Raw genomic sequence first — 22,770 nt, 5'->3', positions numbered from 1 at the left:
GGTGATTGGCATACTGCGTCGCGAAGCGCGACGCGAATCGGGGCGTCCGGCGCGGTCGCCGAGCCGGGCTCAAGCGGCGCGGCGCAGCTCGGTGCGCAGCGCGCGCAGCAGTGCGATGACCTGCAACAGCAGGAAGACAGTGAACGGCAGAGCGCCGATGATGGCCACCGCCTTGTTCACATCCACGTCGTTTCGCAGCAGCAGGCCCGCCGTGAGCGCCGTGAGCAGCAGGCCCCAGCCGAGCTTGCTCGGGGTGCCCGGGTCGGCGCGCCCCGTCGACAGCATGCCGAGCACGAAACAGGCCGAATCCGCGCTGGTGATCATGAACACGAACAGCAGCCCGCACACCAGCAGTGCCAGCGCGGGGCCCAACGGCAGCGCATCCAGCCACAGGAACAGCGGGCGCGTGTAGTGATCTGAGAGCGCTGCGGTGAGACGTCCATCCTGCGCCGCGTCGTAGGCCAGGGCGCCGCCGCCGAGCACGGTGAACCAGAGCATGGAGAACAGCGTCGGCACCAGCATGACGCCCAGCAGAAAAGTCCGCAGCGTGCGCCCGCGGCTGATACGCGCGATGAACAGCCCCACGAAGGGTGTCCAGGCGATCCACCACACCAGATAGGTGAGTGTCCAGTCCCCGGCCCAGCCCTCCCTGGGCAGGCCGTCTGCGCCGTCCATGGAGATGGGGGCCAGCGACCAGCGCGGCATGGCCGCGAGCCAGGTGCCGAGTGCCTCGAGGCCGAGCGCACTCGCCGCCGCCGGTGCGCCCAGCACCAGCAGCGCCAGCAGCAGGACCAGCGCGGCGACCAGGTTCAGGTTGCTGAGCCAGCGGATGCCGTGGCTGATGCCGGTGACGGCGGAGGTCATGAAGGCCGCCGCCAGCAGCGTCAGCAGGGCCAGCTGCAAGACCATGCCGGGCGGTGTCCAGCCGGTGGCGGCGGCGATGCCCACCCGCAGCAGGATGATGCTGTTGGCGAGCGCCCCGGCGACCCCGAACACCACCGCGGCCACCCCCACCAGGTCCGCCGCGCGACCGAGTGCGTCGCACAGGGGCGCGGGCAGCCAGCCGCGCCAGCCCGCGGCGATGCCGGCGGAGGGCGTCTCCGGCAGTCCGCGGCGGGTATGGAACCAGGCGATGGACAGTGCGGCAAGGGCATAGATGGCCCAGGCGTGCAGGCCCCAATGGAACCAGGTGATGGCCATGGCCGCAGCCGCGCTGTCGGCGCCGGCGGTGGCGAGCGTGCGGCTGTGGGTGAGCGGCTCGGCCACCCCCCAAAACACCAGGCCTGAGCCCATACCCGCCGCAAAGAGCATGGCGAGCCAGGACGGCATGCCGAATTCCGGTCGCTCATCCCGCCCCCCGAGCCGCAGGTGCCCGAGGGGGCTTGCGGCGATGGCACACCCGAGCAGCAGCAAAGCGGTGGCGAAGAGCAGCACCAGCCAGCCGGCGGTGTCCACGATGGCGCCCGTGATACCGCTCAGCACGGCGGTGGCGGTGTCGGGCCAGCCCAGCACCGCCAGCGCCAGCAGGGCGATGATCGCCAGCGCCGCCTGGGTGGCGTGGCGCCGGCCGGCGCTGGCCGGTGTCTGGTTGAAGGGCTCGCTCATGCCTGAAGGTGCAACACGGGGCCGGTGCTCGGTGAGTCGTTGCGGGAGACGGTGTCACGGCAGGCCCTTCCTGCCAAGGCCGGTCCGCCTGTGGGTGAAGAGTCCGTCACGGTTTCGTTGCAATTTGCTGCGATTTGTTCACGGCTCAGACATCAGCCTTCGCTAATATGGCTCCCCGTGCCGAGCGGGCTTACAGCCCGTGCACAGCGTGCCGCGCTGCGGAAGTCGCGGGGTCGGCCCCGGGTACGCCGACTTCAGTCGGAACCCTGGGTTGCGCGGACGTCAATCCGCCGATGGCAGGTGCGCCCTGGCCTCAGGCTTTCCGTGGCGCTGCAATGGGGTCGCAGTACTGACAACGGAGGTGGCTGATGTTCCCTTCACTGGTTGCCGGCGGTTTGACGCTGGTGCTCGCCGCCGGTCATCAGGTCGCGGCCCAAGGGGCTGTCGAGACCGGACCGCCGCAGCCGCCGGCGGGCGCCATGGCGGCGCAGTTTCGTGCCGAGGTTGACGGGACCGGGGCCGCAGGTCCCGGCCCCTGTTGTGCCGTGAAGCAGAACAGTACGGACTGAGCTTGCGGGCGGACCGACAGCGGCTCTGCCCTCGGCTCGGGCCGCCCCGCGGCGAGATGACGGGTCGTGCCGTGCCGTCAGTGCGTGCGCGCAGCGGGCAGCTGCATGGTGATGCAGTGCAGACTGCCGCCCTGTCGGATCAGCGCCCGGCAGTCGATGAGCTCCACGGCGCGCTCTGGGAAGCAGGTGGCAAGGCGCTCGGCGGCCAGGGCATCCGCCGGGTCGCCGTAGCCCGGCAGCAGCACGGCGCCGTTGATGATCAGAAAGTTCGCATAGCTCGCCGGCATCGGGGCGCCGTCTTCGTCGCGTAATGGTGCCGGTGCCGGCAGCGGCACCAGGTCGTAAGGCCGACCGTCAGGGCGGCGGAGCGCGGCGAGCTCCTGTCGCAGACCCCCGAGCGCGGTCTGCTCGCCGGCGGACGCCGCCGGATGTGCCGTCACGTGGCAAATCCTGCCCGGCGCGCAGAACCGGGCGAGGGTGTCGATGTGGCCGTCGGTGTCGTCGCCGTCGAGCGCACCCTGGTTCAGCCAAAGGCACCGCGTGATGCCGAGCGTGCGGGCGAGCTCCGCCTCCACCCGGGCCTGGTCCCAGCCCGGGTTGCGCGCCGGGTCGATGATGGTACGGCGCACCAGCAACGCCGTGCCCGTGCCGTCCGTGTCGATGGCGCCGCCCTCCAGCACCAGCGCACTGGTGACCAGCGGCGCATCGCCGAGATGCCCCGCCGCGTGGAGTCGGGCCGTGATGCAGTCGTCCAGCGCTGCCGGAAACTTGCCGCCCCAGCCGTTGAAGCGGAAGTCCACCGCGTTGGCACGTCCGGCGGCGTCGAGCACGGTGAGCGGGCCGTGGTCGCGGGCCCAGGTGTCGTTGCTCGGTGCGAGCGTGCATGTCGCCGCGGCGCCGATGCCGGCGGCGGCGAGGCATCGGCGCGCATGGTCGCGATGGTCGGCATCGCGGCAGGCGATGAGCAGACGCTGGCGGCGCGCGACGGCGGCGGCGATTGCAAGGTACACCGCCTCCACCGCCGCGAGCTGTGCTGCCCAATCCGTGCCCGCGTGCGGCCAGGTGAGCATCACCGCGTCCTGCGGCTCCCATTCGGCGGGCAGACGCGGCATGCGTCAGGCTGGGGCCGGGGGCCGGGGAACGAAGTCGCGAAGGCGCAGTGGGCGCCGAATCAGGCGCTGACCGAGCCCTGCGCTTTGCGCGCCTTGGCGGCACTGCGCGCGGCCAGTGCGATGAAGAGGTAAGCCCAGCCGTTGAAGATCAGCTCGATGGCGATGAAGAGCCCGATGATGAACAGCCCGGACTGCGGCCACTCCAGCAGAATCAGCGTGCCGAGCACCAGTGACACCAGGCCGGACAGCAGCGGCCACCACCAGCCCTTCGCAGGGCGCACCTGGAAGGCCATGATGGCCCGCAGCACGCCGACCGCGATGAGCGCGTAGGCGATCACCAGCGTCAGCGACAGGGCCGCCAGCTCCGTGTGCAGCACCATCAGCAGGCCGGCGCCGACGTACAGGAGCGCGATGAGCACGTGCCAGGCGATGCTCTTCCAACCGCGGCACTTGATGGCGTCGAGCAGCTGAAAGACGCCGCCTGCCACCAGCAGCACGCCGAAGAACACCACGGAGACCTCGGTGAGCAGGAAGGTCATCCCAAGCCCCAGGGTGCCCAGCACGATGGACACCAAACCGAACAGCAGGAGCCAGCCCCAGTTCTTCTCCAGCTCGCCGAAGATGGCGGGGGTCGGGGGCAAAGGGTGCGCGGTGTCGTTGCTCATGTCCGTCTCCTGGTCGCTGTCTCGGTGGTGTCGTCTGTGCCGACTGCGGCCTGCTCGATCTCGAGCTTCGCGCGGATGAAGACGCTGTGCGGCACGTACAGAAGCTCGGAGACCTTGCGCACCAGATATTCCTCGTGCTGCCCGAGGCGCTCGTCGGCGTAGGCCACGCGCCATAACGCGGCGACGAGCCGTGCCTTGTCGTCTGCGTCGTAATGGTCGTTGATCAGTGACGTGAACTGGAAGTAATCCGTCGAATTGCTGCGCTCGGCGTCGGCGCAGCCGAGCAGTGCCTCGGCCTGGGAATAGGTCATGCCGAAGCACTCCCGCACCAGGGCCATCACCGTGTCACGCTCGACGGCCTGGGGTGCGTCCTCCATGTGCGTCATTTCCAGTAGAAGCGCCGCGGCGGCCCTGCGCACGGCCTGCGCCGCGGCCTCGGGGTCGCGCTCGCCCGGGCGCGACAGATGCGTATTGAAAAAGGTGCGAATGCTGCTCAGCATGATCTCTCGTGACCTGGATGCGCGATTGTGGGCGCGGCGCCTGCTGCGGCCGCCTGCCCCGGAATGCACTGATATGGGGACGGGGCCGTCAGCTTTCCGTGTCGCCGGCGGGCGGCCCGCCCGGGCGCAATGCCTCGCCGCAGGTTCGGCACACATAGCGCGCGCCGCGCAGAATGCGGTGGTGGCGGATGCTGGTGAGCGCGTGCTCACCGCAGCGGCAATGATACGGATGGCGCCGCAGACGCCGCGCCGTGAGCCCGCTGATGTCGAAGTCGTGGCAGCGCTGCGGGTCTGCGCCCAGTGCATGCATGATCTGCTGCCACTCCGGCCCGTGCGGTCGGATACGCCGCCCGAAGCGCAGGTAGGCGAGGTAATGCGCCACCTCGTGGGGCACCGTCTGGGCCAGGAAGTCCGGCTCGTGCCGGGCGAGCAGCGCGGCGTTGTATCGGATGGTCGCGCCGCCTTCAGCGTCCACGCGGCATTGCCCGGCGGAGTGCCCGCGCAGATCGAAGCTGATACGCGGCGCCGGCGCCGGGCGGCCGATGAGACGGCTGCCGGTGTTGACGAGCGCCATGGTGCGCTCCGTGGCACGGGCGTGTGCCTGCGCCGCAGCACCGGAATCCTGGTGGCAGGTCACTGGGCTCGGTGCGCGGGAATTGGCCATGGCGCAGGATTAGACGGCAAACACCGGAGGCTGTCCAGCCGGCGCGCCCGCATCATGCGGCCTTATGGAGCGGCGGGCATGCGGCCCGCCGGGCTTGTGAGCCGCTGTCAGCGGCGCCCCGGAAGCTCAACGAAATGGCGCCGCCCGCTTGCCCGACTTGCGATAGATCCCCAGGCGGGGTAGCATTCCGCGGCTTGGGCATCGGTGCTCGCAGTGTCCGTCGGCGCTCTATCCGCGGTGGTGGGCTCTGGCGGCGGCCCCTAAGGGCGATACGGGTGCGGCCTTCCGGCCCGAGCGCTTGAGGCTGCGACGGCATTGCCGACGATTGTCTCGCCACCCGCAGGGCGGGCCGGGCGAAGCTGACTGGGCCGCTGGCCCATTTTTTGTTTCTGGCGGTCCGAAATGCGTCGGCCGGTAGCCGACGCGGCAGATCCGGGGACGGCGTCGCCCACCGCAAGCTCCCGTGCCGGGGTGCCCCGAATCTGTCTGCCCCGTATCTGTCCGGCGCGCGCGTATTTGTGTGGTCGCCCTTAAGTGTTAGGGGCGAAAGTCGTGCCGCAGGCATCCGGTGCACCGGTCGGGCCGAGGCGTCATTGTCGAATCACAGTCCTGAGAGTCATCCGCCGCCGCAGGCGCAACATGAAAGGAGCCGAGTCGAAGCTCACTGATCTGGTCCGCGCCGTGGTGGAGCCCATGGGCTATGAGTGCGTCGGGGTCGAGCACGACACCGGCAGCACCGGCGCCGCCGTTCTGCGGGTCTACATCGATCACGCCGACGGCATCGGCCTCGATGACTGCGAGGCGGTGAGCCACCAGCTGAGCGGTGCACTGGACGTCGCCGACCCCATTGCGGGCCAGTACGACCTGGAGGTGTCGTCGCCCGGTCTGGACCGGCCGCTGTTCCAGCTGGAGCACTTCCGCCGCTTCATCGGAGCCCGGGTGCGTATCCGCCTGGCGGAGAAGCTCGACGGCCGGCGTCGCTTCGACGGCCGCATCGCCGGCGTCGAGGGTGACGCGGTGCTGCTGGACGCCGACGGCGAGCGCCTGGCCCTGCCGTTCGCGCGGATCGACACGGCGCGGCTGGTGCCCGAATTCTGATTACTGGTTGACACTATGAGTAAAGACATTTTGCTGGTGGTGGAGGCGGTCTCCAACGAGAAGGATGTCCCCGAGGAGATCATCTTCGAGGCCATGGAGGCCGCGCTCGCCTCGGCCACCCGCAAGAAGCACGGCGGCGACATCGAGGCGCGCGTCGCCATCGACCGGGAGACCGGCGACTACGAGACCTTCCGGCGCTGGGAAGTTGTCGAGGACAACGACGGCGAGCCGCTGGAGGCGCCGGAGCGCCAGATCACGCTGTCCGCCGCGCAGGCGCTGGACCCCGAGCTCGGGCTCGGCGACTTCGTCGAAGAGCCCATGGAGTCGGTGCTGTTCGGCCGTATCGCCGCGCAGACCGCCAAGCAGGTCATCGTGCAGAAGGTGCGCGAGGCCGAGCGGGCCAAGGTGGTGGAGATGTTCCAGCACCGCCAGGGCGAGCTGGTGACGGGCATCGTCAAGAAGGCCGAGCGGGGTACCATCGTGCTTGACCTCGGCGGTAACGCCGAGGCCCTGGTGCCGCGCGATCAGATGATCCCGCGCGAGAACGTGCGCCCCAACGACCGCCTGCGCGGGCTGCTGTACGAGGTGCGCTCCGAGCTCAAGGGTCCGCAGCTGTTCGTGAGCCGTACCGCCCCGCAGCTCCTCATCGAGCTGTTCAAGCTGGAGGTGCCGGAGGTGGGCGAGGGCACCATCGAGATTCTCGCCGCCGCCCGCGACCCGGGCCTGCGGGCGAAGATCGCCGTGCGCACCAAGGACCCGCGCATCGACCCGGTGGGCGCCTGTGTCGGCATGCGCGGCTCGCGTGTGCAGGCCGTGTCCAACGAGCTGAACGGCGAGCGGGTCGACATCATCCAGTGGGACGAGAACCCGGCACAGTTCGTCATCAATGCCATGTCCCCGGCGGACGTCATGTCCATCGTCATCGACGAGGACGCCCGCAGCATGGATGTCGCCGTGAAGGAGGACAATCTGTCCCAGGCCATCGGCCGCGGCGGCCAGAACGTGCGCCTGGCGAGCCAGCTCACGGGCTGGGAGCTGAACGTCATGAGCGAGGAGGACGCCGCCGCCAAGGGCGAGGAGGAGGCCCGGCGCATCGCCTCCCTGTTCATGGATCAGCTGCAGGTGGACGAGAATGTCGCCTTCCTGCTGGTGGAGGAAGGCTTCACCAGCATCGAAGAGGTGGCCTATGTCCCGGCCGCCGAGCTTGCGGGCATCGCCGAGTTCGATGACGAGATCATCGACCTCCTGCGCCAGCGCGCGAAGGACGTGCTGCTGACTCGTGCCGTCACCGGCACCGAGAGCGACGAGGGCCAACCGGCCACCGACCTGCTCAGCATGGCAGGCATGGACGACGAGCTGGCCTATGCGCTGGCCCGGCGCGGCATTGCGTCGATGGAGGAGCTCGCCGAGCAGTCCGTGGATGAGCTGATGGAGATCGAAGGCATGGACGAAGAGCGGGCCGCCCAACTCATCATGACCGCGCGCGAGCCCTGGTTCGCCGAGTCGGAACAGGCCTAGGTTGCGGAGGTGTCTATGAGCAGCGATGTCACGGTCAAACAACTTGCCACCACGGTCAACATTCCGGTGGAGCGGTTGCTCGCCCAGCTGAACGAGGCCGGGATCGCGGCCGACGCCGCCGAGGCCACGATCACAGAGCAGGAGAAGCTCCAGCTTCTGAACTACCTGCGCCGCAGCCACGGCAAGAAGGAGGGCGACGAGCCCGCCAAGCGGGCGGCGCCGCCGCGCCGTGAGCCTGCGGAGCCGCGGCGCGGGCCGGCACCCTCGCGCCCGTCGCGGCCGACGCTCAGCACCCGTGGCGGCGGCAGCCAGCGCGGGCAGAAAACCGTCTCCGTGGAAGTGCGCCGCAAGCGCACCCAGCTGCGCCGCGACGAGGGCAAGGCTGCGGTGGAGCCGCGGCCTGCACCGGCGCCGACGGCCGAGGCCCCGGCACGCAAGGCCCCGGAGCCCGCACCGCCGGCGCCGCAGCGCCCGCCGCAGCGCGGCGCCACCGATGAGCAGCGCCGTCGGGCGGAGCTCGAGGCGCGACGTGCGGAAGAAGATGCGCGCCGCCTGGCCGAGCAGGAGGAGCAGGAGCGGCTGCGCGCCGAGGAAGAAGCCCGCCGCCGGGAAGAAGAGGAGCGCAAGCGGCAGGAAGCAGAAGAGCGCGCCCAGCGCGAAGCGCAGCAGCGCGCGGCGGCCGAGGCGGAGGAAGCGGTCGAAGCGGTCGAAGCCGCACCCGCGGCGTCCGAGGGCGAGCCTGCCGAGGTGGAGGTGCCCACGGATGCGGATGCGCACGAGCGCCACCGCAAGCACGCCAAGAAGCATGAAGAGCGCGGTGAGCGCACCGAGCGTCCCGAGCGCGAGCAGGAGAAGCCCGGCAAGAAGGCGGGCAAGAAGGACGCCGGCAAGTCCAGGCGTGCCGGCGGTGGCGTCGTGGACGACGACGACGCCGCGGCGCTCGGCGTCATCTCACGCCCGTCCGTGCGCCGGCGCAAGAAGCCGGGTCGCCCGCAGCTCGCCGACAAGCACCAGTTTCAGAAGCCGACGGCGCCGGTGGTGCGCGAGGTGGAGGTGCCGGAATCCATCACCGTTGCCGACCTCGCCCAGCGCATGTCGGTGAAGGCCGCCGACCTGGTGAAGGTGCTCTTCAAGCAGGGCATGATGGTTACCATCAACCAGATGCTGGACCGTGACACGGCCATGCTGCTGGTGGAGGAGATGGGTCACACCGCCGTGGAGGCGAAGGAGAAAAGCGCCGAGGACAGTGTCATGGAGCTGCTGGGCGAAGAGACCGAGCAGGCCGAGAGCCTGCCGCGGCCGCCGGTGGTGACCATCATGGGTCATGTGGACCACGGCAAGACCTCGCTGCTGGACTACATCCGCCGCACGCGGGTCACCGCCGGCGAGGCGGGGGGGATCACCCAGCACATCGGCGCCTATCACGTCGAGACGGACAAGGGGATCATCTCCTTCCTGGACACCCCGGGCCACGCCGCCTTCTCGGCCATGCGCGCCCGTGGCGCCAAGGTCACCGACATCGTCATCCTGGTGGTGGCCGCCGACGACGGCGTCATGCCGCAGACCATCGAGGCCATCCAGCACGCCAAGGCGTCCGGGGTGCCGCTGGTGGTCGCCGTCAACAAAATGGACAAGCCGGAGGCCAACCCGGACCGGGTGATGCAGGAGCTCACCCAGCACGAGGTGGTCGCCGAGGAATGGGGCGGCGACACCATGCTGGTGAAGGTCTCCGCCAAGACCGGCGACGGCGTCGACGACCTGCTCGATGCCGTGCTGCTGCAGGCCGAGGTGCTGGAGCTGACGGCACCCAAGGACAGCCCCGCCCACGGCACCATCGTCGAGTCGAGCGTCGAGAAAGGCCGCGGCCCGGTGGCGACGGTGCTGGTGCAGTCAGGCACGCTGCGTCAGGGCGACACCATCGTCAGCGGCTCGGAGTACGGCCGCGTGCGCGCCATGTTCGACGAGAACGGCCAAGCCGTGCAGGAAGCCGGTCCCTCCATTCCGGTACAGGTGCTGGGCCTGTCGGCGGCGCCCAACGCGGGCGACGACGTCATCGCCGTCGCCGATGAGCGCAAGGCCCGCGAGGTGGCCGAGCTGCGCGCCGAGCGCGACCGCCAGTCGCGCATCGACCAGCAGGGCGCGGCCAACCTCGACCAGCTCTTCTCGCAGCTCAAGGAGGGCCAGACCAAGTCCGTCAACATCATCCTGAAGGCGGACGTGCAGGGCAGTGTCGAGGCGCTGCGCGAGGCGCTGGTGAAGCTGACCAACGACGAGGTGAAGGTCGCCGTGGTGGCCGCGGGCGTCGGCGGTATCACCGAGTCCGACGCCAACCTGGCGGTGACCTCCAACGCCATCCTGCTCGGCTTCAACGTCCGCGCCGATGCCGCTGCCCGCCGGGTGGTGGAGTCCCACGGGCTGGACCTGCGCTACTACTCGATCATCTACGAGCTCATCGACGACGTGAAGCAGGCCATCTCCGGCATGCTGAGCCCCATCGTCACCGAGGAGATCATCGGTCTGGCCGAGGTGCGCGACGTGTTCCGCTCCTCCAAGTTCGGCGCCATCGCCGGCTGCATGGTGGTGGACGGCGTCATCAAGCGGAACAACCCGATCCGCGTGCTGCGCGACAATGTGGTCATCTACGAGGGCGCGCTGGAGTCCCTGCGCCGGTACAAGGACGATGTCGCCGAGGTCAAGGCCGGCACCGAGTGCGGCATCGGTGTGAAGAACTACAACGATGTGCAGCCCGGCGACCAGATCGAGGTGTTCGAGCGCACCGAGCGGAAGCGGGAGCTGTGACGGGCGCACCGATGCACGAGGTACCCGGGCCATGAGCGACGGCAGCCGCGCCGAGCGCGTCGGCGCCGAGCTCCTGCGGGAGCTGGCGACGCTGCTCCGCGCCGAGGTGAAGGACCCGCGCATCGGCCCGGTGACCCTGCAGGAGGTGCGCGTGAGCCGGGATCTGTCCCACGCCAAGGTGTATTTCACCTGCTTCCCGCTGGATGACTGCGGCGATGAGCAGGCGCAGGTGCTGAACGGCGCTCTGGCCGGCTTTCTGCGCCGGGCGCTGACTAAGCGGGTGCGCCTGCGCACGGTGCCGCAGCTGCACTTCGTTCACGACACCTCGGTGCGTGACGGCGAGCGCTTGGCGGCGCTGATCGACAGCGTGGCGCCGCCGCCCGAGCGCGACGACGAGCGCTCCTGAGCGCCGCGCCCGGCGCGCGCAGACGCGTCCCAAGGCTCCACGCAAGTACACCCAACAGTCCAACGGAGTGCCGACCCGCGCACGCGGGTGAAGCAGACGCCCAGCATGGCGAGACGACGCAACAAAGGCCGGCCGGTGGACGGCATCCTGCTGCTGGACAAGCCGGCCGGGATCTCCTCCAACCAGGCCCTGCAGCAGGTCAAACGCCTGTACAAGGCCGCCAAGGCAGGCCACACGGGCAGCCTGGACCCGCTCGCCACCGGGCTTTTGCCGCTGTGCCTGGGGCAGACCACCAAGTTCTCGTCCTTTCTGCTGGATGCGGACAAGCGCTACCGGGTGACCGTGACCCTGGGTGTCACCACCGACAGCGCCGATGCCGACGGCCAGGTGCTGGAGACGCGTCCCATCGACGGCGTGGACGCGGGCGCTGTGGAGGCCGTGCTGCCACGCTTCATGGGCCGCATCGAGCAGCTGCCGCCCATGTACTCCGCCGTGAAGCACCAGGGCGAGCGGCTCTACAAGCTGGCCCGCGAGGGCAAGGAGGTGGAGCGCACACCGCGGGAGGTGCAGATCTTCGCGCTCGACCTGCTCGGCTTTACGCCGCCGACGCTGGAGCTCGACGTGCACTGCTCCAAGGGGACCTATGTGCGCACGCTGGCGGAGGAGATCGGTGCCGCCCTCGGCTGCGGCGCGCACGTCTCGGCGCTGCGGCGCACGGGCGTCGGCCCCTATGTGGAAGGCGAGACCCGTTTCGTCAGCATGGCGGACGTGGAGGCCGCCGCCGAGCAGGGCTTCGAGGCCCTGGATGCCATGCTGTTGCCCCTCGACAGCGTGCTCGGCCATTGCCCGGCGGTGCGCCTGTCCGCCGATGCGGCTTTCTATCTGCGCCAGGGGCAGCCGGTGCTGGTGCCGCAGGCGCCCACGGAGGGACTGGTGCGGCTCTACGCCGGCGGGGATGCGTTCCTCGGCATCGGGGTCATCCTGGACGACGGCCGCGTGCAGCCGAAGCGCCTCATCTGACCGAGCGCGGGGTGGCACGGACCGGCAAGCCGTTTCACCGCAGCGGAACTGTCACAATCGGTTCAACTGCACCGGAAACGCCGGTACCATAGTCAGGCTTTCGCCAAGCCGCCGGGCCACCTGTGCCGCAGGCCCAGCGGCCCGACTCAATCGCGCTGCGCCCTGGAGTCATTGCCGGAGCGCACCGCTGCCCTGGGGCACCGCCCACCGGCGCCCCCTCAAGCAAAGCCCAACAGGAGCACAGCAATGACAATCACCGCAGAAGACAAGCGCCGTATCGTCGAGGAGCACGGCAAAGACGGCAACGACACCGGCAGCACCGAGGTGCAGGTCGCGCTGCTCACCGCGCGCATCAAAGACCTCACCACACACTTCAGCGAGCACAAGAAAGATCATCACTCCCGGCGCGGGCTGGTGCGGATGGTCAACTCCCGGCGCAAGCTGCTCGATTACCTCAAGCGGAAGGACCTCGATCGCTACCGCGCGCTGATCCAGAAGCTCGGCCTGCGCCGCTGATCCGGCGCCGGTGTTGAGGGAGGCGCCGGTGGCCGGCCGCCGAGCATGGCGCCGGTCATTGCGCGTCCCGCACCGCACCACAGGCGCCGCGGCCGACACCGGCAGCGAGGGCGCCGTCCGCACCCGTCAGGATATCCTGAGGACCCATCCAGAGGACCGATTCCCGTGACCCCCATCCGCAAGACCTTCCAGTACGGCGACCAGACGGTCACGCTCGAGACGGGCGAAATCGCCCGCCAGGCGGACGGCGCCGTGTTGATCAATGTCGACGATACCGTGGTGCTCTGTACCGTGGTGGTGGACAAGCGCGCCACCGAGCTCAAGGATTTCCTGCCGCTCACCGTCGACTACCAAGAGAAGACCTACGCCGCCGGCCGCATCCCCGGCGGCTTTTTTCGTCGCGAGGGCCGGCCCAGCGAGGCCGAGATCCTGACCTCCCGCCTCATCGATCGCCCCATCCGGCCGCTGTTCGCCGACGGCTTCGGCCGCGAGGTCCAGGTCATCGCCACGGTGAAGTCCCTGAACCCGGCGGTGAACCCGGAGGTTCCGGCGATGATCGGCGTCTCTGCGGCGCTCGCCATCTCCGGCGCGCCCTTCAACGGTCCCATCGCCGCCGCCCGCGTCGGCTACAAGAACGGCCAGTACATCCTGAACCCCGCCGTGACGGGCCTCGGCCCCGACAGCGATCTGGATCTGGTGGTGGCCGGCACCGAGAATGCCGTGCTCATGGTGGAGTCCGAGGCCCGCGGCCTCACCGAAGAGGTCATGCTCGGCGCCGTGCTCTTCGGCCACGAGCAGATGCAGGTGGCCATCCAGGCCATCCAGGAGCTGGCCGCCGAGGTCAACAAGCCGCCGCTGCCCTTCGAGCCGCCGGTGGCCGATGCGGCGCTGGAAGACGCGGTGTCCGCCTACACCGACCGCCTGGCCGAGGCCTACACCATCAAGGACAAGATGGAGCGCTACGCGGCACTCGACGTCGTCCGCAACGAGGCCTATGAGAAGCTCGCCGGCGACGCCGACGGCCAGTGGCCCCAGCCCAAGGTCTATGGCGCCATCGAGAAGCTGGAAAAGAAGCTCGTCCGCGGCGCCATCCTGGGGGGCAAGCCCCGCATCGACGGCCGCGACACCAAGACGGTGCGACCCATCCACATCCGCACCGGCGTGCTGCCACGCACCCACGGCTCGGCGCTGTTCACCCGCGGCGAGACCCAGGCCCTGGTGGTCACCACGCTCGGCACCGAGCGCGACAGCCAGATCATCGACGCCCTGGAGGGCGAGCGCCGCGAGCCCTTCATGCTGCACTACAACTTCCCGCCGTTCTGTGTCGGCGAGCTGGGCCGGGTCGGCAGCCCCAAGCGCCGCGAGATCGGCCACGGCCGGCTCGCCAAGCGCGGCATCCTCGCCGCCATGCCGGCACCGGACGAGTTCCCGTACTCGGTGCGCGTGGTGTCCGAGATCACCGAGTCCAACGGCTCCAGCTCCATGGCATCCGTCTGCGGCACCAGCCTGTCGCTGATGGACGCCGGCGTGCCCGTCAAGGCGCCGGTGGCCGGCGTCGCCATGGGCCTCATCAAGGAGGGCGACGAGTTCGCCGTGCTGACGGACATCATGGGCGACGAGGACCACCTGGGCGACATGGACTTCAAGGTCGCCGGCCCCGCCGACGGCATCAATGCGCTGCAGATGGACATCAAGATCGAGGGCATCACCAAGGAGATCATGGAGACTGCGCTGGAGCAGGCGAAGGCCGGCCGGCTGCACATCCTCGGCGAGATGAACAAGGTCATCGCCGAGCACCGCGCCGAGATGTCCGACTACGCCCCGCGCATCATCGAGTTCAAGATCCACCCGGAGAAGATCCGCGACGTCATCGGCAAGGGCGGCGCCACCATCCGCGGCATCACCGAAGAGACGGGCGCCACCGTGGACATCAACGACGACGGCGTGGTCAAGATCTTCTCCGTGCAGCGCAGCGCCGGCGAAGAGGCCAAGAAGCGCATTCGGCTCATCACCGCGGACGTGGAGGTCGGCAAGATCTACGAGGGCAAGGTCGTGCGCCTGATGGACTTCGGCGCCTTCGTCACCATCCTGCCGGGCCGCGACGGCCTGGTGCACATCAGCCAGATCAGCGAGGAGCGGGTGCAGAAGGTCTCCGACAAGCTGAAGGAAGGCGACGTGGTCCGCGTCAAGGTGCTGGAGGTCGACAAGCAGGGCCGGATTCGCCTCAGCATGAAGGCCGTGGCCGAGGACGACGCGAAGGCGGCGGAGTAGGGCGCAAGGCCCGCCCGTGCAGCAAAGGCGCGCTGTCCGGGCGGGATGTCAGCCGGCGCCCCGCGGCGACCCTGCGATGGGGTGGGCCAGACGCCGCAGGGCCTGAGCCTGGGGCTGAAGCACGCCCGACACCTTGCCGCCCACGCGCACGCTGTGCCCCGGTGCGGCAAGCACCTCGGAACGTCCAGCACCGCTGGACGCTACGCCACCCGCACCCAATCCGCCTGCACCAGGTTGCGCGCCTGCCGGTCTAACACCAGCCCCAGCTCGATGAGCGCCTTGCTCGGCAGGGCGCGGTACTTGGCGCTGTAGCCGCGCGTGCGGATCTGCGCCAGGGCCGGGTTGTCGGTGTCGCCGGCGTCCGGTTCGCCGGCGCTCGCCGGCGCGGTGCTGCCGGCGCCGCGCGCGAGCTTGATCTCGATGACGTAGATGTAGCCCGCCAGCTTCACGGTGAGGTCCACCTGGCCGTGGTTGCCCGTGTCCTCGGGGATGACCTCGGCATTGAGGCTGGCAAAGAAGGCATAGAGCACGCTGGCGTAATAGCCTTCCGTCTCGGGCAGGTCGGCGTGGATGAAGTTGCGCCACGCGACACCGGCGAACAGGCGCTGGATGGCCGCCGCCAGGCCGGCCACGTCGCCCTCGCTCAGGCAGTCGTAGAGGCTGTCCTGGAGTGCATCGCGCCCGCCGGGCAGGGTGCCGAGGTAGCCGTCGATGAGCCGGTCCGCCAGCGCCATCCGCACCTCCTGGTTCGGCAGCCGGAGCCGATACAGGAGCCGCGAGCGCCGCCAGCGGGTGCTGTCGATGGTCAGATAGCCGGTCTGGAACAAGAGCGTGATCGGGTCGATGCGCTCGATATCGAAGGAATCCAGGATCTCCTCGCTGGCCTCGATCCCCTCCAGGTCCGGCAGGAAGGTCGCCCGGCGCGGCAGCAGCTCGATGAGAAAGCTCGGGTTGCCGGTCTCGAACCAGAAGTTGCGGTACTCCCGGCCCTTGTCGATGAACAACAGGATGTCGAAGGGGTTGTACACCGGCTCGCCGAGGAAGCCGTAGCCGTTGTACCACTGCTTGAGCCGCGCCCAGTCCACGCCCGCGAGATGCTCGGCGAAGGCGGTCTCCAGATCCTGCTGCGTGTAGCCGCACACCGTGGCAAAGCGCGCGTCCAGGGTCAGATCGTTGAGCTGGTTGAGCCCAGAGAACAGGCTGACCTTACTGAACTTGGTCACCCCGGTCATGAACACGAGCCGGATGTGGGCGTCCTGCCCCTTCATGGCCGAGTAGAGATTCTTCAGCCCCTCGCGCATCTGCGCGGCCCGTTGCAGGTCCCCGATGTTGTCGAGGATGGGCTTGTCGTACTCGTCCACCAGGATCACGACACGCTCGCCGGTCTCGGCCTTGGCGGCACGGATCAGGTCGCCGAAGCAGCCCGGGATGTCGTTTCGGCTCCAGTCGCAGGTCAGCCCGAGCCGCTCGGCGTTCTCGTCGAGCAGGCGGCTGATCCGCAGGTCGAGCGCCTCATGGCTGGTGAGCACGCCGCCGGAGAAGTCCAGCCGGATGACCGGATGCCGCCGCGACCAGTCCCAGTGCGGGTGCACGTGCAGCCCGCGAAACAGCGCCTCGCTGCCCTCGAACAGCTCCTTCAGCGTGTCCAGGAACAGGCTCTTGCCGAAGCGACGCGGGCGCGACAGGAAGTAGTACTTGCCGCTCTGCGCCAGCGCCCGCGCATGCCCGGTCTTGTCGATGTAGACGTAGCCCTCCTCGATGATCTCGCGGAAGGTCTGGATGCCGATGGGGAGCTTCTTCAGCATGGCGCGCGGGTCGCTGATGGACAGGCGATTGCCGGTCGAGCACAGCGGCGGATGTGATCCGTCGGCCGGCCGGCACGCCGGGTTCGATGTCGAGCGGGAGCGGCGAGCCCCATGCCTTTAGGGTAGCGCGTCGATCAGGCCCGCGCGCCGGAAAACGCCGGCGCACCTCCGCAGCCCAGCCCCGCAGTCTCGCGAGCCGCTGTAAAGGGGCGCTGATGCGCAGCTCAGCGGTTTCGATCACAAGCGATGGCGCGCAGCCGGGACGGCGTGCTCACGGACGCCTGCCCGACGGGCTCGACAACCTGGCCGGGCATAACCTGCTGACCTATAAGTCCCTGCGCGAGCCGCTCGACGACTGGGCGTTGCAGGAACTGACGGGGCACTATGTCAACTACCGCAAGCAGGCCTCGCCGCGGACCGGCCTGCACGAGGTCGCCGGTAACGCCTGGGAGTGGGTCGCCGACTGCTGGCACGACAGCTGTGACGGAGCGCCCATCGACGGCAGCGCCTGGCTCGGCGAAGACGGCGGCGACTGTGCGCGGCGCGTGGTTCGCGGCGGCGGCTGGGGCGACTTCCCGAGGGGCCTGCGCTCGGCCTTCCGCTACTGGTGCTACCCTTTTGTTGCGACCTTCGACGTCGGTTTTCGCCTCGCCAGGACCCTTTGACCCTGTGCGCTTTGCCCTTTGTCCCTTTGCTTGTGTGCCGGGCCGCCGGGCATCGCGTCGGCGCCGGAGGCGGTCATCGTCGTAGGCACTGCGAGCGGGCGTGCATGGACAGGTCTCCACCATGCGCTCGGGGGCGCAAGGACCGCACTCCCAGCGCGGCTCGCGGCTCAAGCAACACAAGACAGGGGCAACTGTGAGTACAGTCTTCGTGGTCATGGCGGCGCTCTGCTGGGGGCTGTCCGGGGGCATCGGCGGCCTGCTCATGGCCGACGGTTGGGACCCCTTCGTGGTGTCCTTCTACCGGGGCGCCATTGGGCTGCTGTTCGTGCTCGTGTGGCTCGTCGTCAGACCCCGCGGCAGCGGGCTGTCGGATCGGCGCCTGTGGTTCTGGTCGGCCATCGCCGGCCTCGGGGTCGCCGGCAATTTCGCGTTCTATTTCGTGAGCATCGCGGAGGCCAGTGTCGCGGTTGCGGCGACGCTGATGTACTGCGCACCGGTGTTCGTGTACCTGGTGTCTTTCGCGCTCAGGCTCGAGCGTCCCACCCTCGGCAAATGGGCGGCCATCGCCATGGTCATGGTGGGTGTGGTGCTGCTCACACGGGTGTATGAGACGGGCGCAGGCAGCGTAACCCTGATCGGTGCCGGTGCCGGCCTGCTCTCGGGCCTGTCCTATGCCGTATTCATCTTCGGCTTCAAGTATGCCGCGCCGCATGGCACGCCCCAGGCGATTCTCGTCGTCGCCTTCGCGGCACTCGTCAGCATTCTCATCTGGCCGGGCGATGCCGGCCAGGTGATTGGGGTGCTGAGCACGCCGAGCTGGCCGTTGTTCGCCGTGCTGGGGGTGCTCGGCGCAGGCCTCTCGTTCATCTTCTACATCGTCGGCCTGAACCATACGGCGCCGGCGGTGGCGTCGATTGTGGCCATGGTGGAGCCGGTCACCGCGTCGCTGTTCGGCGTCGTGGTGCTGCATGAGAGCCTGGTGGCGATGCAGCTCCTCGGCATGGGGCTGATCCTGGTGACGGTCACCGCGCTCAGCGTGGTCTCGAGGCCGCGCTTGGCCTGACGCGCGGCTGGGGTGAGGTCCGGCGCCGGCGGCAGCCCCAGATCAGGCGCGAGCCGTCGCCGACGGCGCTTCGCCGAAGAGTGACCGGTATTCGGTGGCGAATCGCCCCGCGTGGTGCATGCCGCAGCGTGCGGCGATGGTCGCGATGTCGCTGTCGGCGCCGCGGAGCAGCGCGTCGCGGGCGACATGCAGGCGCAGGATGGTGAGATAACGCCGGGGCGAGATGCCGAGCTGGTCGCGGAAGGTCTGCTCCAGCGTGCGCTGTGCGACGCCGATGTCAGCACAGAGCGCCGGAATGCGCAGCTCCTCGCCGATGCGCTCACGCGCCTGCTGCTCGAACGCGCGCAGCAGACCCATGCGGTGGGCATAGCTCGGGCGCGCGCCCAGCGCGGTGCCGTGCTGCGCCATCAGCATCAGCTCGGCGGCCAGCGCGGCGAGGTCCGCGTGCCAGGCCGAGATGAGCGTGCCCTGTTCTGCCCCAGCCAGCCGGGCAATGCGACGCACGATGCGGGCACAGCCCGGCATCGAGGCGCTGAACACCCTGGGCTTGTCGAACAGGCTCGCCGACAGCCCCAGCTCGCCCAGCATGGCGCGGGGCAGCTGCAGCGCTGCCCAGCGCGTCTGCGCCGGGAGGAGATAATCCAGCTCGGCGCCCGCCGGGTAGCAGATCAGGTCCCGGGCGCCGAAGCGATAGCCGTTGATGCAGCCGTCGCGCCCGGCCCCGAGGATGGCGCCCACCACCACCGCATGCTCCGGCAGGCAGCCGCAGGCGCGCAGCGAGCGGCTGTAGCAGCCGCTGTTCAGGACGACGGAGCCCGCGAGCAGTCCGGAGAGCTCGCCGCGAAAGTCACCCCCTTCCAACTGGTGGTGCTCGATGGAGGCCTCCCGGATGGCCGTCGCCAACTGCTCGGCGTCGAAGAAGGTGAGCGCCGTCCGTTCGATCAGGGGCACTCCTGCGCCCCGTGCTTGCGAGCTTGTCATCCTGTTGTCCTTATGTGCGAAAAGCGGACAAGAAGGTTATCAGGAAGCTTGGCAGCGGCAATACTGCGCCTCGCTGCGAGTCTGCGGCACTCGTCCCGGATTAAGGCGCCTTCATCGGCCATCTGTGCTGCCGCCTCCATGGCTGTTCCAGGCTTCGTGTCAGGGGATGTTGCGCATGGAGCGCCGAATGCGGACAGGTGGAGCCGGCACGCCTGAAGGCTTTATCGAGCGCCCCTGAGCGGACGGGCGCCTGGCCGGGCGGGGCGCCGCTGCCACTGCAACGCAGCGTCTGTCGACCATCACCACTGTGTTCTCGGAGGACCCGCTTTGAATCCCACAATCACCCTGCCAGGAGTTGCGGCCGCATTGGCGCTGCTGGCCCTGCCCGTGCAAGCGCAGCTGCCCAATCCCTTCGCGTCCAATCCCGCGGCCGCACCCCCCGACAATGGGCGGCCCGCCGCCGTGTCCGAAGCGGCCACCGAGGCGGTCGCCCAGAGTGCGCAGCCGGCGGGCGCAGGCGGCGAGACGCAGGCCGCAAGCGAGCGCCCGAACATCCTCGTCGTCTGGGGCGACGACATCGGCCGGTCCAACATCAGCACCTACACCCACGGGCTGGTGGGCTACGAGACGCCGAACATCGACCGCATCGCGAACGAGGGCATGACCTTCACCGATTACTACGGTGAGCAGTCCTGCACTGCCGGTCGCAGCTCCTTCATCACCGGCCAGAGCGTGTTCCGCACGGGCCTGTCCAAGGTGGGCCTGCCCGGTGCCGAGCTCGGCATGCGCGAAGAGGACCCGAGCATCGCCGTGATGCTGAAGGCGCTCGGCTATGCCACCGGCCAGTTCGGCAAGAACCATTTGGGCGACCGTGACGAGCACCTGCCCACCAACCACGGTTTCGACGAGTTCTTCGGCAACCTGTACCACCTGAACGCCGAGGAGGAGCCGGAGAACGAGGACTATCCGGGTGACATGGTGCTCCCGGACGGGCAGACCTTCCGCGAGAAGTTCGGCCCCCGCGGCGTCATTCACTCCTGGGCCATGCCGGACGGCACCCAGAAGATCGAGGACACGGGCCCGCTCACCAAAGAGCGCATGGAGACCGTGGACGACGAGTCCTCCGACGCCGCCATCCGCTTCATCGAGGAGCAGACCAAGGCCGGCAAGCCCTGGTTCGTCTGGTGGAACGGCACCCGCATGCACTTCCGCACCCATGTGAAGCCTGGGCTGCGCGGCATTTCCGGGCAGGACGAGTACGCCGACGGCATGGTCGAGCACGACATGCACATCGGCAAGTTCCTGGACAAGCTGGACGCGCTCGGCATCGCCGACAACACCATCGTCTTCTACTCCACCGACAACGGCCCGCACTACAACACCTGGCCGGATGCGGCGGCGACGCCCTTCCGTGGCGAGAAGAACACCAACTGGGAGGGCGGCTGGCGCGTGCCGGCCATGGTGCGCTGGCCGGGCAGGATCCCGGCGGGCGAGTGGACCAACGAGATCGTCCACCACATGGACTGGTTCCCCACCTTCCTCGCCGCCGCCGGGGACCCACAGGTCAAGGCGCGCCTGAAACAGGGCGTCAGCGTGCCCGCCGTGGGCCGCAACTACAAGGTGCACCTGGACGGCTACAACATCCTGCCGCTGCTGACGGGCGAGGCCGAAGAGAGCGCGCGTAAGGAGATCTTCTACTTCTCCGACGACGGTGACCTGACGGCGCTGCGCTACGGGGACTGGAAGCTCATCTTCATGGAGCAGAAGGCCGAGGGCACCTTCCGCGTCTGGATGGAGCCCTTCATCCCGCTGCGCGTGCCGCTGATCGAGAACCTGCGCCGCGACCCCTACGAGCGCGCGGAGATCACGTCCAACACCTACTTCGACTGGGTCCTGGACCGTGCCTACCTGCTGGTGCCGGCGCAGGCCTATGTGGCCAAGTTCCTCGCAACCTTCCAGGAGTTCCCGCCGCGCCAGAAGGCGGCGAGCTTCAGCCTGGACCAGGTGATGGAGAAGCTCGCGCCGCCCGGCGGCTGACGCGGAGCGCGCCGCTGGGCGCGCTCAGGTTCCAGCCGGCGCGCCGTCGGCGCGGCGCACTGCCGCGCCGACGGCGTTTGAGCGGTTGCAGCGAAGCGATCCGGCCGCCGCGAGCGCTGCGGCCAATACCGTGGCGCTGCGCGAGAACAGTTTCCGAGTGCCCCTGGGCAGAGGAGCGAACATGCGTTTTCTGGCATTACTGATACTGATCATCCCCCTGGCGGCCGCCGCGGACCCGCTGCCGTCCTGGAACGAGGGCGCCACGAAGCGGGCCATCACCGCGTTCGTCGCCGCCGTCACCGAAGCGGACTCGCCGGACTTCGTCCCTGAGCCCGAGCGGATTGCCGTTTTCGACAACGACGGCGCTCTGTGGGTGGAGCAGCCGCTCTACACCCAGCTCGCCTTCGTACTGGAACGGCTTCGCGAGCTCGCCGGCGACCATCCGGAATGGCGTGAGGAGCAGCCGTTTAAGGCCGCCCTCGAAGGCGACAAGGCGGCCCTGGGCGAGGCCGGCATGGAGGGCGTTATGCAGCTGCTGATGGCCACCCACGCCGGCATGACGAGCACTGAGCTCGATGCCATCGCCGCCGACTGGCTCAAAACCGCCCGCCATCCACGCTTCGAGCGCCCCTACACCGAGCTGGTCTACCAGCCCATGCTGGAACTGCTCGATTACCTGCGCGAGAACGGCTTCAAGACCTTCATCGTCTCCGGCGGCGGCATCGCCTTCCTGCGCCCCTGGACCGAGCGCGTCTACGGCATCCCCCCGGAGCAGGTGGTGGGCTCGCAGATTGCGCTGGAGTACAAGCTCGTGGACGGCGAGCCGACCCTGGTGCGTCAGCCCGAGATCGCCTTCGTCGACGACAAGGCGGGCAAGCCCGTCGGCATCTGGCGCCACATCGGCCGCCGGCCGATCATGGCCTTCGGCAACTCAGACGGTGACTACCAGATGCTGGAGTGGACCACGGCGGGCGAGGGCCGGCGCCTGGGGCTGTTGCTGCACCACGACGACGCCGAGCGCGAATACGCCTATGACCGCGAGAGTCACATGGGCCGGCTCGACAAGGGGCTGGATGACGCCGCGGACAAGGGCTGGATACTGGTGTCCATGCAGCGGGACTGGGCCCGCGTCTTCCCCGAATGATCGACGAGAATCCCACCCATCCAAGAAATCGGGAAAAGAAACGGGGACGTTATACTTATCCTTGGATACGGGGACAGTATACCGATTTTTCCCGACGCCTGCATTCCTCTGCCATGCTCGGCCAATGGATGGCCGACGCCGGCATCCGGGAAACGCTGACACCTTGCGTGTGATGGCCGGATTCGCGCGCAGTCGGCCGTCAGGCCTCTGGACCGGCGGCAGGGGCGGGCGCACACTGCGCTGTCGCCATCAGCCTGCGCACGCACTTGAGCCTCCCAGCCGGTTCGCTTCCCCCCGCCCAGCCGCCACCGGGCCCGCCGCCTCAGGGTCCA

General features: G+C 69.0%; 19 protein-coding genes. 12 read left to right on the top strand and 7 right to left on the bottom strand.

Annotation, left to right across the window (positions count from 1 at the left end; genetic code table 11):
• Positions 1 to 69 precede the first annotated feature (69 nt).
• Positions 70 to 1,605 carry a BCCT family transporter gene (locus QZ607_RS13535; RefSeq protein ID WP_295883515.1) on the bottom strand — a complete coding sequence of 512 codons (1,536 nt, stop codon included), beginning with the start codon at positions 1,603 to 1,605 and terminating at the stop codon, positions 70 to 72.
• A gap of 368 nt (positions 1,606 to 1,973) precedes the next feature.
• On the opposite strand from QZ607_RS13535, the gene QZ607_RS13530 reads away from it, so the two are divergent.
• Complete coding sequence (locus QZ607_RS13530; RefSeq protein WP_295883513.1) at positions 1,974 to 2,174, top strand: hypothetical protein; 201 nt, start codon at positions 1,974 to 1,976, stop codon at positions 2,172 to 2,174.
• Positions 2,175 to 2,251: 77 nt separating this feature from the next.
• Here QZ607_RS13530 and QZ607_RS13525 read toward each other — a convergent pair whose 3' ends face one another.
• The 4 genes from QZ607_RS13525 to QZ607_RS13510 all read right to left on the bottom strand — a co-directional run bounded on the left by QZ607_RS13525 (position 2,252) and on the right by QZ607_RS13510 (position 5,115).
• On the bottom strand, positions 2,252 to 3,286 hold the full coding sequence (locus QZ607_RS13525; RefSeq protein ID WP_295883512.1) for an agmatine/peptidylarginine deiminase: 1,035 nt from the start codon (positions 3,284 to 3,286) through the stop codon (positions 2,252 to 2,254).
• A gap of 59 nt (positions 3,287 to 3,345) precedes the next feature.
• Complete coding sequence (locus QZ607_RS13520) at positions 3,346 to 3,951, bottom strand: HdeD family acid-resistance protein (protein ID WP_295883509.1); 606 nt, start codon at positions 3,949 to 3,951, stop codon at positions 3,346 to 3,348.
• Positions 3,948 to 4,451, bottom strand: a complete 504-nt coding sequence (locus QZ607_RS13515) for a TerB family tellurite resistance protein (protein WP_295883508.1) — start codon at positions 4,449 to 4,451, stop codon at positions 3,948 to 3,950. The genes QZ607_RS13520 and QZ607_RS13515 overlap by 4 nt, the downstream gene beginning before the upstream one ends.
• A gap of 88 nt (positions 4,452 to 4,539) precedes the next feature.
• A complete protein-coding gene (locus QZ607_RS13510; RefSeq protein WP_295883505.1) occupies positions 4,540 to 5,115 on the bottom strand; it encodes a SprT-like domain-containing protein in 576 nt (191 codons plus the stop codon).
• A 639-nt stretch (positions 5,116 to 5,754) separates the two neighbouring features.
• On the opposite strand from QZ607_RS13510, the gene rimP reads away from it, so the two are divergent.
• The 7 genes from rimP to pnp all read left to right on the top strand — a co-directional run bounded on the left by rimP (position 5,755) and on the right by pnp (position 14,743).
• Positions 5,755 to 6,213 (top strand): ribosome maturation factor RimP, encoded by a 459-nt coding sequence (gene rimP, locus QZ607_RS13505; RefSeq protein WP_295883502.1) that lies wholly within the window; start codon positions 5,755 to 5,757, stop codon positions 6,211 to 6,213.
• Positions 6,214 to 6,228: 15 nt separating this feature from the next.
• Positions 6,229 to 7,731, top strand: a complete 1,503-nt coding sequence (nusA, locus tag QZ607_RS13500; protein ID WP_295883500.1) for a transcription termination factor NusA — start codon at positions 6,229 to 6,231, stop codon at positions 7,729 to 7,731.
• Positions 7,732 to 7,746: 15 nt separating this feature from the next.
• Complete coding sequence (infB, locus tag QZ607_RS13495; protein ID WP_295883499.1) at positions 7,747 to 10,530, top strand: translation initiation factor IF-2; 2,784 nt, start codon at positions 7,747 to 7,749, stop codon at positions 10,528 to 10,530.
• Positions 10,531 to 10,561: 31 nt separating this feature from the next.
• Entirely contained in the window at positions 10,562 to 10,936 is a 375-nt protein-coding gene (rbfA, locus tag QZ607_RS13490) for a 30S ribosome-binding factor RbfA (protein WP_295883497.1), read from the top strand.
• Positions 10,937 to 11,041: 105 nt separating this feature from the next.
• Positions 11,042 to 11,956 carry a tRNA pseudouridine(55) synthase TruB gene (truB, locus tag QZ607_RS13485; RefSeq protein WP_295883494.1) on the top strand — a complete coding sequence of 305 codons (915 nt, stop codon included), beginning with the start codon at positions 11,042 to 11,044 and terminating at the stop codon, positions 11,954 to 11,956.
• 246 nt (positions 11,957 to 12,202) lie between these two features.
• On the top strand, positions 12,203 to 12,472 hold the full coding sequence (rpsO, locus tag QZ607_RS13480) for a 30S ribosomal protein S15 (RefSeq protein ID WP_295883492.1): 270 nt from the start codon (positions 12,203 to 12,205) through the stop codon (positions 12,470 to 12,472).
• Between the two features lie 165 nt (positions 12,473 to 12,637).
• Positions 12,638 to 14,743: a polyribonucleotide nucleotidyltransferase gene (gene pnp / locus QZ607_RS13475; RefSeq protein WP_295883489.1), complete on the top strand. Its 2,106-nt coding sequence runs from the start codon at positions 12,638 to 12,640 to the stop codon at positions 14,741 to 14,743.
• Positions 14,744 to 14,943: 200 nt separating this feature from the next.
• On the opposite strand, the gene QZ607_RS13470 is transcribed toward pnp, so the two are convergent.
• Positions 14,944 to 16,548 carry an ATP-binding protein gene (locus QZ607_RS13470; RefSeq protein ID WP_295883486.1) on the bottom strand — a complete coding sequence of 535 codons (1,605 nt, stop codon included), beginning with the start codon at positions 16,546 to 16,548 and terminating at the stop codon, positions 14,944 to 14,946.
• A 215-nt stretch (positions 16,549 to 16,763) separates the two neighbouring features.
• Here QZ607_RS13470 and QZ607_RS25870 point away from each other — a divergent pair, with 215 nt between their 5' ends.
• Together QZ607_RS25870 and QZ607_RS13455 are read left to right on the top strand one after the other, a co-directional pair.
• Positions 16,764 to 17,213 carry a formylglycine-generating enzyme family protein gene (locus QZ607_RS25870; RefSeq protein ID WP_367268189.1) on the top strand — a complete coding sequence of 150 codons (450 nt, stop codon included), beginning with the start codon at positions 16,764 to 16,766 and terminating at the stop codon, positions 17,211 to 17,213.
• Positions 17,214 to 17,427: 214 nt separating this feature from the next.
• Positions 17,428 to 18,276: a DMT family transporter gene (locus QZ607_RS13455; RefSeq protein WP_295883557.1), complete on the top strand. Its 849-nt coding sequence runs from the start codon at positions 17,428 to 17,430 to the stop codon at positions 18,274 to 18,276.
• Positions 18,277 to 18,318: 42 nt separating this feature from the next.
• On the opposite strand, the gene QZ607_RS13450 is transcribed toward QZ607_RS13455, so the two are convergent.
• Positions 18,319 to 19,257, bottom strand: a complete 939-nt coding sequence (locus tag QZ607_RS13450; protein WP_295883483.1) for a helix-turn-helix domain-containing protein — start codon at positions 19,255 to 19,257, stop codon at positions 18,319 to 18,321.
• Between the two features lie 327 nt (positions 19,258 to 19,584).
• Between QZ607_RS13450 and QZ607_RS13445 the strand changes: the two genes are divergently transcribed.
• A complete protein-coding gene (locus QZ607_RS13445) occupies positions 19,585 to 21,294 on the top strand; it encodes an arylsulfatase (RefSeq protein WP_295883479.1) in 1,710 nt (569 codons plus the stop codon).
• 181 nt (positions 21,295 to 21,475) lie between these two features.
• A complete protein-coding gene (locus tag QZ607_RS13440) occupies positions 21,476 to 22,438 on the top strand; it encodes an HAD family hydrolase (RefSeq protein ID WP_295883476.1) in 963 nt (320 codons plus the stop codon).
• Positions 22,439 to 22,770 lie beyond the last annotated feature (332 nt).

The sequence above is a fragment of the uncultured Thiohalocapsa sp. genome (genome assembly GCF_913063425.1).
Lineage (GTDB): Bacteria > Pseudomonadota > Gammaproteobacteria > Chromatiales > Chromatiaceae > Thiohalocapsa.
The sequence above is the reverse complement of the archived record's forward strand: the minus strand, read 5'-3'. Positions and strand labels throughout refer to the sequence as shown.

Bases quoted from the DNA above. Each gene is read 5' to 3' on its own strand.
- rimP (WP_295883502.1), top strand. From the start codon at position 5,755: ATGAAAGGAGCCGAGTCGAAGCTCACTGATCTGGTCCGCGCCGTGGTG.
- QZ607_RS13470 (WP_295883486.1), bottom strand. From the start codon at position 16,548: ATGCTGAAGAAGCTCCCCATCGGCATCCAGACCTTCCGCGAGATCATC.
- QZ607_RS13455 (WP_295883557.1), top strand. From the start codon at position 17,428: ATGGCGGCGCTCTGCTGGGGGCTGTCCGGGGGCATCGGCGGCCTGCTC.
- QZ607_RS13450 (WP_295883483.1), bottom strand. From the start codon at position 19,257: ATGACAAGCTCGCAAGCACGGGGCGCAGGAGTGCCCCTGATCGAACGG.
- nusA (WP_295883500.1), top strand. From the start codon at position 6,229: ATGAGTAAAGACATTTTGCTGGTGGTGGAGGCGGTCTCCAACGAGAAG.
- QZ607_RS13515 (WP_295883508.1), bottom strand. From the start codon at position 4,451: ATGCTGAGCAGCATTCGCACCTTTTTCAATACGCATCTGTCGCGCCCG.
- QZ607_RS13440 (WP_295883476.1), top strand. From the start codon at position 21,476: ATGCGTTTTCTGGCATTACTGATACTGATCATCCCCCTGGCGGCCGCC.
- QZ607_RS13525 (WP_295883512.1), bottom strand. From the start codon at position 3,286: ATGCCGCGTCTGCCCGCCGAATGGGAGCCGCAGGACGCGGTGATGCTC.
- QZ607_RS13520 (WP_295883509.1), bottom strand. From the start codon at position 3,951: ATGAGCAACGACACCGCGCACCCTTTGCCCCCGACCCCCGCCATCTTC.
- QZ607_RS13530 (WP_295883513.1), top strand. From the start codon at position 1,974: ATGTTCCCTTCACTGGTTGCCGGCGGTTTGACGCTGGTGCTCGCCGCC.
- rpsO (WP_295883492.1), top strand. From the start codon at position 12,203: ATGACAATCACCGCAGAAGACAAGCGCCGTATCGTCGAGGAGCACGGC.
- infB (WP_295883499.1), top strand. From the start codon at position 7,747: ATGAGCAGCGATGTCACGGTCAAACAACTTGCCACCACGGTCAACATT.
- rbfA (WP_295883497.1), top strand. From the start codon at position 10,562: ATGAGCGACGGCAGCCGCGCCGAGCGCGTCGGCGCCGAGCTCCTGCGG.
- truB (WP_295883494.1), top strand. From the start codon at position 11,042: ATGGCGAGACGACGCAACAAAGGCCGGCCGGTGGACGGCATCCTGCTG.
- QZ607_RS25870 (WP_367268189.1), top strand. From the start codon at position 16,764: ATGCGCAGCTCAGCGGTTTCGATCACAAGCGATGGCGCGCAGCCGGGA.
- QZ607_RS13510 (WP_295883505.1), bottom strand. From the start codon at position 5,115: ATGGCCAATTCCCGCGCACCGAGCCCAGTGACCTGCCACCAGGATTCC.
- QZ607_RS13535 (WP_295883515.1), bottom strand. From the start codon at position 1,605: ATGAGCGAGCCCTTCAACCAGACACCGGCCAGCGCCGGCCGGCGCCAC.